11 protein-coding genes are annotated in these 15,647 nt (G+C 39.3%); 7 read left to right on the forward strand and 4 right to left on the reverse strand.

Annotated elements, in window-relative coordinates:
* Complete coding sequence (locus TDE_RS01950; protein ID WP_002681425.1) at nt 1-1,392, forward strand: M14 family zinc carboxypeptidase; 1,392 nt, start codon at nt 1-3, stop codon at nt 1,390-1,392.
* 67 nt (nt 1,393-1,459) lie between these two features.
* Here TDE_RS01950 and TDE_RS01955 read toward each other — a convergent pair whose 3' ends face one another.
* Complete coding sequence (locus TDE_RS01955; RefSeq protein ID WP_002681428.1) at nt 1,460-2,380, reverse strand: selenium metabolism-associated LysR family transcriptional regulator; 921 nt, start codon at nt 2,378-2,380, stop codon at nt 1,460-1,462.
* 33 nt (nt 2,381-2,413) lie between these two features.
* Nucleotides 2,414-4,807 carry an adenylate/guanylate cyclase domain-containing protein gene (locus tag TDE_RS01960; protein ID WP_002681429.1) on the reverse strand — a complete coding sequence of 798 codons (2,394 nt, stop codon included), beginning with the start codon at nt 4,805-4,807 and terminating at the stop codon, nt 2,414-2,416.
* A gap of 252 nt (nt 4,808-5,059) precedes the next feature.
* Between TDE_RS01960 and TDE_RS01965 the strand changes: the two genes are divergently transcribed.
* From TDE_RS01965 to TDE_RS01975, 3 genes are all read left to right on the forward strand, one after another.
* Nucleotides 5,060-5,914, forward strand: a complete 855-nt coding sequence (locus TDE_RS01965; RefSeq protein ID WP_002681431.1) for an Rpn family recombination-promoting nuclease/putative transposase — start codon at nt 5,060-5,062, stop codon at nt 5,912-5,914.
* Between the two features lie 182 nt (nt 5,915-6,096).
* The gene (locus tag TDE_RS01970; RefSeq protein ID WP_002681434.1) at nt 6,097-7,728 is read left to right on the forward strand and encodes an MSP porin; all 1,632 of its coding nucleotides are present in this window, start codon (nt 6,097-6,099) and stop codon (nt 7,726-7,728) included.
* Between the two features lie 128 nt (nt 7,729-7,856).
* The gene (locus TDE_RS01975; protein WP_002681436.1) at nt 7,857-9,476 is read left to right on the forward strand and encodes an ATP-binding protein; all 1,620 of its coding nucleotides are present in this window, start codon (nt 7,857-7,859) and stop codon (nt 9,474-9,476) included.
* A 111-nt stretch (nt 9,477-9,587) separates the two neighbouring features.
* Here the strand turns inward: TDE_RS01975 and gltA are convergent, their stop codons facing one another.
* Nucleotides 9,588-11,099 carry an NADPH-dependent glutamate synthase gene (gene gltA, locus TDE_RS01980; protein ID WP_002681438.1) on the reverse strand — a complete coding sequence of 504 codons (1,512 nt, stop codon included), beginning with the start codon at nt 11,097-11,099 and terminating at the stop codon, nt 9,588-9,590.
* A gap of 13 nt (nt 11,100-11,112) precedes the next feature.
* The gene (locus tag TDE_RS01985) at nt 11,113-11,949 is read right to left on the reverse strand and encodes a sulfide/dihydroorotate dehydrogenase-like FAD/NAD-binding protein (protein WP_002676763.1); all 837 of its coding nucleotides are present in this window, start codon (nt 11,947-11,949) and stop codon (nt 11,113-11,115) included.
* Nucleotides 11,950-12,203: 254 nt separating this feature from the next.
* Between TDE_RS01985 and TDE_RS01990 the strand changes: the two genes are divergently transcribed.
* The 3 genes from TDE_RS01990 to TDE_RS02000 are packed head-to-tail and all read left to right on the forward strand — an operon-like array spanning nt 12,204 to nt 15,642.
* Nucleotides 12,204-12,680, forward strand: a complete 477-nt coding sequence (locus TDE_RS01990) for a hypothetical protein (protein ID WP_002672736.1) — start codon at nt 12,204-12,206, stop codon at nt 12,678-12,680.
* Entirely contained in the window at nt 12,680-13,546 is an 867-nt protein-coding gene (locus TDE_RS01995; protein WP_002676765.1) for a M48 family metalloprotease, read from the forward strand. Before TDE_RS01990 ends, TDE_RS01995 begins: the two co-directional genes overlap by 1 nt.
* A gap of 11 nt (nt 13,547-13,557) precedes the next feature.
* The gene (locus tag TDE_RS02000) at nt 13,558-15,642 is read left to right on the forward strand and encodes a CHASE2 domain-containing protein (protein WP_002681441.1); all 2,085 of its coding nucleotides are present in this window, start codon (nt 13,558-13,560) and stop codon (nt 15,640-15,642) included.
* Nucleotides 15,643-15,647: the final 5 nt, after the last annotated feature.

Below are 15,647 nucleotides of genomic sequence, written 5' to 3' on the forward strand. Positions count from 1 at the left end.
GTGAATAAAATATTTGAAGATGTTATCAACCGGGTACCCGATTATAAAGAGTTTATGACCGTCGATGAAATGAATTCGGCAAGTAAAGCCCTTGCAAAAAAATATCCTGATATAGTGGAAGAGTTCGAATTCGGGACGACCAGAGACGGTGATAAGATCATAGGTTTAAAAATAGGAAAAGGAAGGCAAAATGCTCTTGTTTTCGGCCTCCCTCATCCGAATGAACCTATCGGTACTATGATGTTGGATTATTTTACAAAAGAATTGGCTGAAAATAACAAATTGCGGGATGAACTGAATTACACGTGGTATATTGTAAAAGCTTGGGATTCCGACGGGACCAGACTGAACGAGGGCTGGTTTAAGGGGCCGTTTACGCTTTATAACTACGCAAGAAATTTTTTTAGGCCTGCAGGTCATCAACAAGTGGATTGGACATTCCCGATAGAGTACAAGGAATTGAAATTTACCGATTCCATTCCCGAAACTGTTGCAATGATGCATCTAATCGATAAAATTAAACCTCGATTCATTTATTCGCTTCATAACGCAGGATTTGGTGGGGTCTACTGGTATTTATCGCGCGATATCCCGAAAGTATATGCCGGCTTAAAAGAAGCGGCAAAAAAACAAAATGTACCGCTGAATTTGGGGGAACCTGAGGCTCCATACTGCAAGGCCTTTGCCCCTGCAATTTATAAAGAACTCGGTATTCGCGATAATTACGATTACTTGGAAAAATACGGTGTAAAAGATATTCCGAAAGCAATCGGCGTCGGGACATGCAGCGCAGACTATGCCGGGGAAAAGTATAAATCTTTTACAATGTTGACTGAACTTCCGTATTTTTATAGCGAAAAGATTATTGACCTATCGGACAGCGGAGAAAACCGAGGTGAGATAGTGAGAAAATCTTTAGAAGAAAACAGAAAAAGCGAAGCGTTCATTTTGGATTCTTTAAAAAAGACAAGGAAGCATATGGCAAAAAATAATCCGTTTTTACTTGCCTTGGATGCTTTTACAGGAAGAAAGGATGATTATGAAGCTGCCGTTAAGATGACTTACGAAGATGAAAATTATAGTAAAAAGAATGCTACGGTTGCAGAAAAATTTGACAATGAATGGATTAAAAAATTTTATAAGATGCTGTCTTTCGGCCTTTTAACAAGAGCCAATGAAACAGAGCTTTTTAAAATGAAAAAAGCAAAGGAGGAAAATAAAGAAAAAGAAAAAGCTTTATCTAATGAATTTAACGCAGCGGAAAAGAAACTCCAGGTATTAAGCGACGAATTGGAAGCCAATATTAAGTATAGTGTTGTTCCCATCAAAAAGCTGGTATCCATACAGTTGGAATGCGGCTTGCTCGTTGCCGAATATTTAAAAAATGTATAAGTAAAAATATCTGAAAGGGCCGTCTAAAAAATTGAGTTGCTATCGCTTTTAGACAGCCCTTTCACTGTCAAGTAGTTTTTTCTTCAATCGCTGTTTTTACCTTAAAACATTCCGTGCAGTTTAAAAAGTCTTTGATATGGCTTGCGTAGTTTATTTTTTTATTCCATACCAGATAGATATTGCGGTATTGGTGGGGAACATCACCCAGCTCAAAGGCTATCAACTTTTTATTTTTTACCATGTCTTCAACTGCTATTCTCGATATAAAAGATGTACCCAGTCCTTCTGCAGTCAATTGCTTGATGACCTCAGTGTCGTTTATCGAGGCGCTTATATTTATCGAATCTAAATCTATCTTTTGCGATTTTAAAATCAGCTCCATATTTTGCTTAACGGCCGAGCCGGCTTCACGGATAATAAATGGTTCTTCGGCAATGCGTTTTAAGTTGGGATTTGATTTTTTCAGCTTTTGGTAATAGGAATTATTTGCACTTATAAATACGAATTCATCTTTATAAATTGGAAGAAACTCGCAGTTTTCATCTTCTATCTTCATTCCGACAATGCCTATATCGACGGTATTCAGTGAAACCTTTTTTATTGTTTCAAGGCTGTTTTTTTCTTCAACCTTTATATAAATGTCGGGATGCTTTTTTTTAAACTCTCTCACTATTGAAGGAAGAAGGTAGCCTGCCGGAATGGTGGATGCTCCTATGGTTATAACCTTCCTTTCAGGATGGATAAATTTTTCTATCAGCTTATCCCTTTCGGCGAGAATGTTCTTTGCTTCGTTGTAAAGTTTATTTCCTGCCTCGGTTAATTTTAGCTCTCGGGTAGAACGCAAAAAGAGGGGAGTATCGAGCTCTTCTTCAAGCTGCTTTAAGGTGAGGCTGACTGTGGGCTGCGATATGTTCAACTCGCTTGCAGTAGTGGAAAAGCTTAAATTTTCTACAAGTTTGATAAATATCTCAAGTTGTTTAAATTCCATGAAGACTCCTTTTCGGTGTAAACTGAGCCGATTTTATTTTACGTTCATTACAAAAACGCCGCTCCATTTTGGTTTCGGCGGAGAAACCTGATAGTGGGTAACTCTTCTTAAAAAGACTTTAGAGGGTGCATCATTATACTTTTCTGCACATTCAGAAAAATACTTTTCGGCGTGCTTCCATTTTCTTTTTCTATAATAAGAAAGTCCCGTTTCAAATAATTTTTTTATATCATAAAGTTTTTCGGTTGTAAGTTTCTCGGTAGGCTGAAGGATTTCGTAAATACGTACAGCTTCCGTTTTTCCCTTAACTGCAATAAAATCGAGTTCTCTGCAAATAAAATCTTTGCTTAAATTTTTATAAACCTCTTCCGATATAATCGACTTTGAGCCGTATTCTTTGTTTGCACCTTCAAGCCGGGCTGCAAGATTTACCGTGTCTCCTATGGATGTAAAATCTTTGCGTGTTTTTGAGCCGACAGGTCCGAATACTACGGGCCCCGAATTAATACCTATTCCTACTGAAACTAAAGCGGATCCTTCTTTTAAAGCTGCCTTCTGTTCTCTCCTCATTGCCTTGCGTATTTCCATAGCGGCCTTACATGCATTGATTTCTTTTTTAGGTCCTGAGAAAAAGGCCATAATTTCATCGCCGACGTACTTATCTACATCTCCACCGTTTTCGAAGATTATCTTTGTTTCGATATCGAGATATCGGTTTAAAATATTGATGACTTCACGAGGCTGCATATTTTCACACATGCTTGTAAAACCTCTTATATCGGTAAACAAGAAACAGAGGTCTCTTGTGGCGCTTTTACTTGAAAGATTTTTTTCTGCATTTTGAATAGTATGAAAAGATACATAGGGTAAAATTCCGCGAATAAGTGAGATAATATTTTTTAATTCTATTGAAAGAGTTTTTATTTCGTCATGGGTTTTGATGTTTTCTTCAAAAATAAGCCGGTCGGCTTCAACTGCAGCATTGCTCGAAATCATTCCGCGTAAAATATTTGCGGTTTTTCGTATATTTCCGCATAAGAAAATAATCGGATTTGCAATAAAGTCCGCCAAAAAAAGAACAATGATTATAGAAGCATAGAAAAACACGGCCGAAATTGAAAACACAAATACCTTTGCCTGAAAATAAGGGCGGTCGAGAATTTCTTTAAGATATGTAACAACGGAAAAGCCTACAAGTCTTTGGCCCTCCTTGCGGGTAAAGGTTACGGGATAGATATAAAGGCAGGTTCCATTATCCTCCTTGTAAATAGGTGTACTGACCGTAGCTTGATTTTTGAAATGTTTTATATAAAGGGCTGCTTCCTCAGGACTTATGTTCTTTTCTTCATCAGAGATAAGACGTACCTGCCCTGCGGCTGTAGTATAAGAAAATACGTCAAAAAAAGGCAGTTCGGTAGATTCATCGATTTCTTCAAGAAAAACAGGCTGTTTATTGCTTGTGGTTATTATATCAACCCTTTGAAAGGGGAAGGGCGAAGATAGATTGGTTTTTCTTATTCCTTCGATGAAGGCGTTGATTTTAGCGTGAAGACCGTCCGAAAAGCTGTATATGGCTGCGACCTGCTCGGCTTGGCTTTTTCCTGTCGTGTTGACATTTTGGGTGAGAAGCATATTATAGTTTCTCAAATCCGTGTAAATAAAGGTTGAAAGAATCACTAATATGGTAAAAATAATAACTATTGTAATTTTTATTTTTATATGCGACCTTTTTTTTCTGTTTTTAAAACGGGTTATGTATTGTTTTAATAGCTTATCTATAGAAAAAGCTTCTTCCTGTATGGGTTCGGGATTATTTTTTAGTGATTTTTCTTTTTGTTTTTTTAATTTGTCGGCTATTCGTTTGTTTAACAGTTCTTCCTTGCTTTCCTCTTCTTTTAGCAGGCGTTTATATTCAACATATGATTCGTTTTGCCTTTTTATGGAAATTATGCCGTGTGCTATCAAGAAAGCATGAAAGATAAGGGCTATAAAAAAAGCAAAATATGTAAGGGGACTCAGAGAATAGAACCATCTGGGAGTGTTTGCAAATAAATTCATGCCGGAAATCGAGGCTGAAAGATAAAGGCTTATAGGCACTAAAGCCGAAAAATAAACAATTTTTGAGGATATTCTTGTTTGAAAAATAGATACAAAGATGATTATAAATGCTATAGGCAATAAAAACAGCAATAAGCTGCTTACATAAAAAAAGTTTAAACCGCTTTGTATAAGGTTCGAAAATAATACCGTCATAGGGTAAAGATTTACCGCTTTCTGCGAGGTATTAAACAAGTCCATTTTAGTCATACTGAACGGCAAAACCATAAGTCCTGCAAGAATTATAAGAGAAGCTATTTTTACCGTATCGGGGTGAACATAAATTTTTTTTATCCGGTTAAGGAATTTATCTAGGTCATTTATCATCATAGATAATAGTTTACACACTAAATGCTTTTTGTCAATACAATAAGGGGAAGGGACAAACCCCCGTTCAGAGCGGTGGTTTTTCCCTTCCCCTTTAACCCCATCCCTTTTCCTCGCGCTGCCAAAGGGGATTTCCCCCTTTGGAAACCCCGACTTTTTTCAAATTTTACTATTTATTGCAAACTTTGCGTACAATAATTATGAAAAGGGGAAAATTTTTCTTCTCTAAAAAAAATTATTAACGAGGCTTAATTTATGGAAAAATTATTTAAAATAACTTTACGAAACGACTATGCTTTTAAAAGAGTCTTTGGAGTGGAAGAAAACAAGGACGTTTTACAGGATTTATTGGAATGTATCTTGGACATTCAACCTGAAGATATCGCAGGTTTGGAGCTCTTGGATAAGGAGTTTCATAAGGATTCTATAAGCGATAAAACCGGTGTCTTAGACGTAAAATTACGCCTAAAGAACAACACGATTATCGACATCGAAATTCAAAACAGGTGGAACAGTGAGTTTGTTCAAAGAACAATCTTTTATTGGGCTAAAATGTATACTGAAAACTTAAAAACAGGTGAAGTATATACAAAATTACCTAAATGTATTACAATAAACATAGTGGGTGAAGGATTTGATTTGAATTCACTTATCCATAGTGAGTACAATGTAGTAGAAAAACACCTAAACGACAGGCTTTCCGATGAGCTTGAAATTCACTTTTTAAACTTAGCCAAGGTTAAAGAACAGGATGAAAATATAGAATCCGATGAAAAGAAAAAGAAACTTTACAACTGGCTGAAATTTATCGAAACTGATGATGAGGAGGTACGTAATATGCTGGCACAAGAATCCCCTATGATGCGGAAGGCAAATTCCACTATTGAGTTAATGGAAATGAGCCCAAAAGAGAAGTGGCTTTATGAAAACCGCATGAAATATGAACATGACAAAGCCTCGTGGAAACATGTGGGTTATCAAGAAGGTATTGAACAAGGCTCTTACCAAAAAGCTCTTGAAACTGCACGATTGATGAAACAAGCAAATTGTGAGCTTGACTTTATCATACAAATGACAGGGCTCAGTAAAGAAGAAATCGAAAAGTTATAATTAATTAGGTGGATAAATAAATTATTCATTGTTTTTGTTGTTAATATGCCGAAAAAAGGCAAAGAAATTAGAAAAATTATAAAAAAAATGCGAATTTTGTGTAACTTTTTTGTATTTTTGCTTGACAAGTGATTTTGGCTGTGTTACAATAATGGCAAACAAATAACAAGGAGGAATTTTTTATGAAAAAAATTCTGGCGATTTTGATGATTTTGGTGCTCGTGGGCGGAGTTGCTTTTGCTCAACTTACACCTCAAGTTACAGCAAAGGCTTCTGTAAACTGGGGAATTGACTTTGGCGCAGGAAAGAATGCAAAGGCTCAACATGGTTTTGAGAATCTTTTGGATGCAAAGGTCGTAATCCCTCTTTACATGGGTACTTTAAACTCAAAGACCGAAGGTGACGTTCGCATGAACTTTGATCTTGGTGTAAACTTAGCTTACAGATTCTATGACCAGTTGTCAAATAGTGCATCACCCCATGTGGCTTGGGATTCGGATGCCGAGTTTAAACTCTGGAGAAAAACATTAAGCGATATGTCTGCATCTATTCATTTCTTCGGCGGTTACATGAATGTTTATGGACGACCTGACTTCTCTACAAACTATGCCCAGATTTGGTCACCTATCCGCGACAATGGTGTAGCATGGGGCCCTGAAACCTCAGGCGATATCACTGGTTTTGGTACAAAACTCGGTTATGCAAGCGATGACCTTGCAGGAACAGGGCTTAAATTTGATGCCGGCTTAAAATTCGGATCAAACGGTTCATGGAAAGCTAAAGGAACAACAGCTCAAGATAAGTTTAAGGTTGTAGATTTGAAAGTTGGTGACACACTAATTGCCGGTGCTACATATTATAAACAAAATGGTATCGATGCAGAAGGTAAGCCGATATTTAGTTCTACAGCAGCTGTTTTTGCTGCTCCTCCTACCGTAGGTGCTGGTGAAGACGGAAAATATTTGGTAAAGACAGCGTCTACTGCAACCGGTCCCGCAGCAAACAAATATGCTTTCGGACTTGATTTAAGCTTAGGTTATGATAAGTGGGTTACCCTTGATTTCGGTATCAATGCAACTTTTGATAACGTTAAGGACTTTGGAAAGGCCGGTGTTCATGAAGATGTTGCAGCAGGATCAAATCCGGATAAGCCGTATTTAGGTATGGGATTGAAACTCGGATCAAAGCCTGTTGACGGTCTTGCTCTAACCTTAGCCATGGATGCTTTAATGAATGTAGGCACGGATTCAAAGGTCGCTTTTGATCTTCGCTTTGATGCTTCTTATAAGTGGGTAGCTCTTGGTGCCTATTTCGGTAATGATTTGTCTGCTTATGCCGGAAAAGACAAGAACAATAAGGCTATTGGTGATATGGCAGCAATGATTGCCTTTAAATCAGCAGCTTCAGGAGATACGAATTTTGTTGAAGGTTTGGCATTTGGCGTAGACTTCAGACTTAACCATCTCTTAAGCGCAGTTCCCACCGGTGATAAATCTACATTACCTATGGGTATAAGTGCTTGGGTAAACTACAAGTATGCTCTTACAGATTCAATGTGGGTAAAGCCCTATGCTAACTTCTGGGGTGAAACCAACAGAAAATCTATAGATGCTAGCAAAACCGATAAGTTCTTCGGTGTTGCCTATAAGGTTGGTGCAACATTCTCTCCTGCAGAGAAAATTGAAATTGACACCTACTGGTCACAGGGTAAACTTTCCTGGAATAAATATGAAGGTACTGAAGGTATGATTAGCGCTCCTGCTTTTGATGCACACAATGGTACTTTTGTAATCGGTGTTAAAGTTATCTACTAATCTATACCTAGTATAGTTTAAAACCCGCCGCAAGGCGGGTTTTTTTGTGTCTAATAGACTCTGCTGCTATTCTCAAAACATTGAATAATCATGCGTCTTATGCTATAATCGGTTTTAGGAGGCTTAAAATGGATTTTGATTTTTCGCGCAAGATACCGATAGGTATTCAAAGTTTTGAAGATTTACGCAGAAAAAACTTTTTATATGTAGATAAAACTCTATATGCTTTTAAGCTGGCCAACTTAGGGAAGGTATACTTTTTAAGCCGTCCCCGCCGCTTTGGAAAAAGTCTTTTTCTCTCGACTCTCAAGGCTTATTTTTTAGGACAAAAAGAGCTTTTTAAGGGCTTGTACATCGAAAAGGCTGAAGAAAAGCGGGCCGAAATCGAAAAAAACGAAGCATGGGGTGAGTATCCTGTTTTCTACTTGGATTTTAATGTGGGTCGATATGACTTGGATGGTGCTCTTGCAGAAAGCCTCGACTACTTTTTAAAAAAAGAAGAAAAAATCTACAGGCTAAAAAACGAAGGCGATTCTTTCGGAAAACGTTTTCAGTCACTCATAGAAACCGCCTACAATAAAACCGGCAAGCAGGCGGTTATTCTTGTGGACGAATATGATAAACCCCTTTTACAAACAATGGGTGTAAACGAGGCTCTAAATGAAGAATACCGCAATACCCTCAAAGCCTTTTATTCTGTAATAAAAACTTGCGACCAATATATCCGCTTTGCTTTTTTGACGGGAGTTACAAAGTTCAGTAAGGTAAGTATCTCTAGCGACTTAAATAATCTGCAAGATATAAGTATGCTCAATGACTATGCTGAAATATGCGGATTGACTCAAGCCGAGATAGAAAAAACCTTTAAGCCTGAAATAGAAAGACTGGCGAAGAACACCAAAAACAGCTATGATAAAATGCTTGAAGAATTAAAAAAGCGGTACGACGGCTATAAGTTCAGTGTTTTAGGAGAATCTGTCTATAACCCATTTAGCATATTAAATACTTTCAACTCTGGTGAATTAAAAAACTATTGGTTTGCAACAGGCACACCAACCTTTTTGGTAAATTATCTAAAAGCTGCTCATTATAATATTCCAGACTTAGATGGAAAGGTAGAGCTTGATGAGTCCATGCTGAATGAATATAGAGCCGATGCAAAAGACCCCATACCTATACTTTTTCAATCGGGTTATTTAACGATAAAAGAATACATAGAAGAAGTTAATATGTATCGCTTAGGCTTTCCGAATGATGAGGTACGTTATAGCTTTTTAGAAAATCTTGTACCTGCCTATTCTTCGCTTAGAGCCGATGAAACGGGAGTTTCAATATGGAAATTTGTAGAAGACATAAGGGCCGGGAATGTGGATGATTTTATGGATAGGATGCAGGCTATAATAGCCGGTGTGCCTTACGATAATCTTCCAAAAGATAAACTTAAATTGAGAGAGCAAAACTACCAGACTGCCGTTTACCTAATCTTTAAACTTATGGGGCAATTTGTGCAAACGGAAATACACTGTTTAAAAGGCAGAGCCGATTGTATAGTGCACACTAAAGATTCCATATACATCTTTGAGTTTAAGTTGATGAGTGCAGGTACGGCAGAAGATGCAATAGTCCAAATAAAAGAAAATGGCTATGCCGCTCAATTTAAGACAAGCAGCAAAAAGATAATTCTGATAGGTTCGAGTTTTAATGAGGAGGAAAGGACTATCGGCGAATGGAAGACGGAAGAACTTTAAGCAATTAAAAATCTGTAAGAAGGACAATTTATAGAAAAATCATAAAACAAAAAAGCTGCCCAAGCATTTGAACTTGGACAGCTTTTTAATTATCGGTTTAAAGTAAAAGACTTATTTTGTCTTTAAATATTCGTTAATTGCAGCAGCGGCTTTTCGGCCTTCGCCCATTGCAAGAATTACGGTAGCAGCACCTAAAACAATGTCGCCGCCTGCCCAAACTCCCTCGATTGAGGTTTTTTGGTTTTCGTCAACAACGATATTTCCTTTTTTGGTAACTTCCAAACCATGACTTGTTTGAGCCATAAGGGGGTTGGAGTCGTTTCCGAGGGCAACAATTACGGCATCTACCTTTATTTGATGCTCGGTCCCGGGCTTTGCTACAGGCTTTCTTCTGCCGGATTCATCGGGTTCGCCCAATTCATAGTCTAAAACTTCTATTGCACAAACCTTTCCTTCTTTATCTCCGATTATTCTTGTGGGGTTTTGAAGGAAGCAGAACTCTACGCCTTCTTCCTCGGCGTGGGCAACTTCTTCGATTCGGGCCGGCATTTCTGCACGGGTTCGGCGGTAGATACAGTAAACCTTCTTACAGCCAAGGCGGTAGCCCATTCTTGCAGCATCCATAGCAACGTTTCCGCCTCCGATTACGGCCAAGGTTTCAGCCTCATAAAGAGGAGTATCGGAGTGTTCTGCATCATAGGCTTTCATAAGGTTGGCCCGTGTCAGGTATTCGTTTGCACTAAAAACACCGATTAGGTTTTCGCCTTCAATTCCCATAAATTTGGGAAGACCGGCACCGGTTCCGATGAAGGCGGCATCATATCCGTCTTCTTTTAAAAGCTGCTCAAGGGTTTCGGTTCTTCCTACCAAGAAGTTGGTTTTGAATTCAACGCCCATCTTTTCGAGGTTTTCGACTTCCTTTGCAACGATTTCTTTCGGCAAGCGGAATTCGGGGATTCCGTAAACCATAACGCCGCCTGTTTTGTGGAAGGCTTCAAAGACTGTTACCGAGTGGCCTTCCCTGCGGACATCTGCTGCAACAGTCAAACCGGCAGGGCCTGAACCGATGATAGCAACTTTTTTTCCGGTTTCGGGAGCAACGGGCGGAATGGTAATCTTATTATTGTTTCTTTCCCAGTCGGCGACAAAGCGTTCAAGACGGCCGATGGCTACAGCCTGTTCCGTGGATTTGAGCATCTTACCTACAGTACAAAAAGCTTGGCACTGCTTTTCTTGTGGACAAACGCGTCCGCAAATTGCAGGTAAGAGGTTTGTTGTTTTTATAATATCGACAGCCTTTTTATAATCGCCTTTTTGGATTTCGGCAATAAATTCGGGAATCGGTATACCTACGGGGCAGCCTTTAACGCAGGGCTTGTTTTTGCAGTTTAAGCATCTTTCCGCCTCAATGCGGGCCTGTTCATCAGTGTAGCCCATGGCAACCTCATTCATCAATGAGGCCCTTTTATGGGGATCGAGGGTCGGCATTTCCTGAATAGGAATCTGAGCCCTTTCTTTAGGGGTTAAGGTTTTGCCCTTTAAATCGGCCCAAAGCTGTTTGGCCCGATCTGAAAGATCTTCATGGGTTACATGTTTATGACATTCTTTATTTATATTTTCCATATTTTTCCGCTCCTTAATTAAAAATACCGGACTTGCACTTATGCCTATCCTGATCTTCGCGTCCGCGGAAGGCCTTCATTCTCATCATCATATTATCGAAGTCAACCTTGTGGGCGTCGAATTCGGGGCCGTCAACACATACGAACTTGATTTGATTGTCTACGGTTACACGGCAGCCGCCGCACATTCCCGTACCGTCAATCATAATCGTGTTAAGTGAAACCGTTGTTTTTATTCCGAATGGACGGGTGGTTTCGGCACAGAATTTCATCATTATGGGCGGGCCTATTGCAAAAACTTCATCGGGAGGAGTTTGACTTTCACAGAGTTCTTTTAAGGGTACGGTTACAAGAGCTTTTCTTCCATAAGAACCGTCATCGGTTGTAATGATGAGCTCATCGGCGATAGCTTTCATTTCATCTTCAAAAACGATTAGATCCTTGTTTCTTGCTCCGATGATAACTATGAGCTTGTTACCTGCCTTTTTAAAGGCTTGAGCTATAGGATACATTGGGGCAACACCAATACCTCCACAGACACAGGCAACGGTTCCGCACTTTGTGATGTGGGAGGGGCGTCCAAGAGGGCCTAAAATTGCAGCGATAGAATCACCTACGTTTTTATTGCAAAGTTTGATGGTTGTGGCTCCTACGGCCTGAATAACGAGGGCGATCCAGCCTTCTTCGGCATTTGCATCGGCAATTGTGAGCGGAACTCTTTCACCGAAGTTGGTATCTATTTGAACGATTACAAACTGTCCCGGATGTCTGTTTTTTGCGATTTCCGGTGCTTCAACGCGCAAATAAAAAACCTCAGGCGAATATTGCCGTTTTTCAAGTATTTTGTGCATAATCATACTCCTTAAGGTTTATAATCTATAAAAAAATAATGATTTAAGATGTTAGACAAGTCTTCAAATCAATGATAACCTTAACAGGTTATTATATCAAAATTCAAAAAATCTTGCAACAGGCAGAAATTTGATTTGTCAATACACCATAGAAATGTCCCACGGAAATGAATTTCACTAAAAACTGCCGATAATAAAAACTGGACAAGCGGCTTTTTTTGTGATACAATTTTCACATTAAGAAGGAGGTTTTTATGAAAAAATCTAAGATATTGTGTTTACTTATGTTTTTTGTTGTTTTGGGAATACTGACGGCGGAAAAATCCTCTAAAAAAATGTATGTGAATATAAAAGAGACTTGGATAAAATCCGATTCAGGTTTTTTTGCTAAAGACCTTGTGAGGGTAAGGTACGGGGATCAGGTATATCTTTTAGAAGAAAAAGGAAAATGGATGAAGGTTTCTCCCGTTTCAAACCCGAACATTGTAGGCTGGCTTCCGAAGGCAAATCTTACAAAGAAAAAAATAGTCGGCTCTTTTGATAAGAAAACTTCTGCGGAAGCAAAGGAATTGTCGCTTGCAGGAAAGGGCCTAACTGAAGGCTCGGGCTCAGAGTTTTCGTCCTCAGGTAAAAAAAATTATGCGGCAGTTGACAGTGTTGAAGGCATAAAGATAAACCCGTCGGATTTACATTTTTTTATTAAAGAAGGCTTATTGGAGGACGGTGAATAATGAAGAAAAAATTCGGATTATTTGTAATTATAAGTTTAATACCGGTAGTTGTTCTATCTTGTGCCCTATTGGGGAGTTTGGATGATCCTCTTGCCTTTACAAAAAATGCTATTGATGCTGCAGCCCCTATTGTTGAAGCCTCGAAGCCTATTGAAAATGAGGAAGAGTATTATATAGGCAGGGAAGTGGCTGCCATTATTTTAAGCAATTATAAACTCTACAGGAACAAGCCATTGGAAAACTATCTTAACTTGATCTGTATGACCTTGGTTTTGAATTCCGACGTACCCGAATCCTATAACGGCTATCATGTTGCGATATTGGATACGGACGAAATAAATGCCTTTGCAACACCCGGCGGTCATGTGCTGGTTACTAAGGGACTCTTGTCTTGTGCGGATTCCGAAGATGCTCTTGCCGGTGTCATAGCCCATGAGCTTGGGCACATTCAACTAAAGCACGGTATAGGAGCCATTAAGGCTAATAGAATAACGGCTGCCGCTGTAGAAAGTTCGGCAACAATGGCTGTAGGTTCCGAGAAAAAAGCGGAACTTAAATTTTTAGAAGATGCATCAAAAGAAATCGTAACAACCTTGGTAAATTCTGGTTATTCTAAAAGCCAAGAATATGATGCAGACCGTTTTGCCGTCAAGCTGATGGCAAGGGCGGGATATGATCCCAATGCTATGACCGAAATGCTTAAAATTATGAGTGAAAAACAGAAGCATGACAGTAGAGGCTTCGGCAAAACTCACCCATCAGCAGTTTCCCGTATAAAATCCGTAGAAAAGGAATCGAAAAAGCTTGCAGGCGATTATAACCGTCCAGCGAGGCTTAACCGCTATCAAAAGAACAAACTGAAATAAGGAAAAAGTTTATGAAGAAAATACGAAGGCTGTTTTTTATTTCCATTCCGGTTTTTTTCATTGTGCTTTTTTTTATTTATTTGGGAGTTTTTAAGCAGGCGGAATATTTTTTTTATGATGATAGAATGAATAGGACGGCTTCGTATTTTTCTCCCTCCGATGAGATTGTTTTAGTTTTGGTAGATCAAAAAAGCTTAAACTATGCAGCTTCAGAAAGAGGGTGGACCTGGCCTTGGCCGCGTGAAGCCTATGCCGATATTATCGATTTTTTTTCAGGCGGCGGAGCAAAGTCTGTAGCCTTTGATATGCTCTTTACGGAGCCTTCTTCCTATGGGGTTGCTGACGATAAAAAATTTGCTGATGCGTCAAGGGAAAGCGGCATAGTTATTCAAATCGTTTTTTTTGACAAGGTCCAAGGGAATACGAAAAGCTGGCCTGACAGTGCGCCTAAGCCTGAACAGTTAAGTAAAAATGGATTAGGCCCTGCTAAGGAATTACCCGGTATTTTTCCTATAGAAGAAATTGCTTCGTCTGCCAGACTTATAGGGAATGTAAACAGCCTTTCCGATTCTGACGGAACTATCAGACGTGCCCGTCTTTTTTATTCGTGGAAAAATTATAAGATTCCTACTCTGGGAGTTGCTTCTTATTTTGTGGGTGGGAATGAAGATGAGGCCTTGCCTGAGGAGCTTAATCTCCGCTTTACAAAAAGTATTGATGATTATTTGCCTTACAGTGCAGGCGATATTTTAAAGGCACAAGCCGACATAAGGGCGGGAAGGGAAAGCGAACTTAATCCTGAAGATTTTGAAGACATGTATGTTTTTTTCGGTCTCTATGCTCCCGGTCTTTTCGATATTTGTCAAACCCCCGTTTCCGCTTCATACCCGGGAGTCGGCATTCATATAACTCTTTTAGATAATATTCTTTCGGGTAATAGAATTGTAAACACCGGCTTTTTGATTAATGCTTTGATTATTTTAATTTGTATTATTCTTGCAGGTTTGCCCGAAATTTTTTCGGAAAAAATAAAATCCAGAACTGCTTCGATAATTGTAAATGCTGTGAGCTTTTTGGTTTTTGTTGCCCTCTATCTTTTTATCGCATATTATCTATTCCGTTTAGGAATTGCGATACCCGCGGCTTCGGTGCTTGCCGGAATGGCCTTATCTTTTGTTGCCTCCCTCGCAGTCAGTTACATGGTTGAAGGAAAACAAAGGCGTTATTTAAAAAATGCCTTTAAGCAGTATCTAAGCCCTGCCGTTATTGAACAGTTGATTGCCGACCCATCCCAATTAAAGCTCGGCGGGGAGCGTAAAGAAATATCGATTTTCTTTTCGGACTTGCAAGGTTTTACTTCAATCTCGGAGAGTTTAACCCCTGAGGCCCTTACCGAGCTTTTAAACGATTATCTTTCGGATATGAGTAAAATTATCTTGGATTCGGGCGGAACAATCGACAAGTATGAAGGTGATGCTATAATCGCTTTTTGGAATGCTCCTGCACGAGTGGAACATCATGCCCGTTCTGCCTTAGAAGCGGCTTGGGCTTGTCAAAAAAAACTTGAAGAAAGGCGCGCCGATTTTGAAAAGCGGGCCGGAGGCAGGCCCTTTAAAATGCGCATAGGGCTTAATACGGGCTTTGCTATCGTCGGCAACATGGGCTCGGTAAGCCGCTTCGATTATACAATGTTAGGTGATTCGGTAAACTTGGCCGCCCGCTTGGAAGGTTTAAATAAGCAATTCGGTTCTTACACAATGTGCGCGGAGGCCGCAAAAAAACAAGCTGAAGAAAGCGGTACGGTTTTAAAATTCAGAGAGCTTGCCCGTGCCGCAGTTGTAGGAAAATCCGAACCCGTAGTTGTTTATGAAGTCATGGACGAAAAAACTTATAACGAAAAAAAAGCCTTGCTCGATTCCTTTGATAGAGGTTTAAAAGAATTTTACGCCGGAAACTTTAAAGAAGCCTTAAATATTTTTGTTCAAACGGAAGAAGCCGATCCTCCTTCAAAGCACTATGCAGAAAAATGTAAAACCCTTATTTCCCAAAAACCTGAAGGCGAGTGGCTGGGCATTTGGAAGGCCGATACAAAATAATTTTT

The organism is Treponema denticola ATCC 35405 (assembly GCF_000008185.1).
GTDB lineage: Bacteria > Spirochaetota > Spirochaetia > Treponematales > Treponemataceae > Treponema_B > Treponema_B denticola.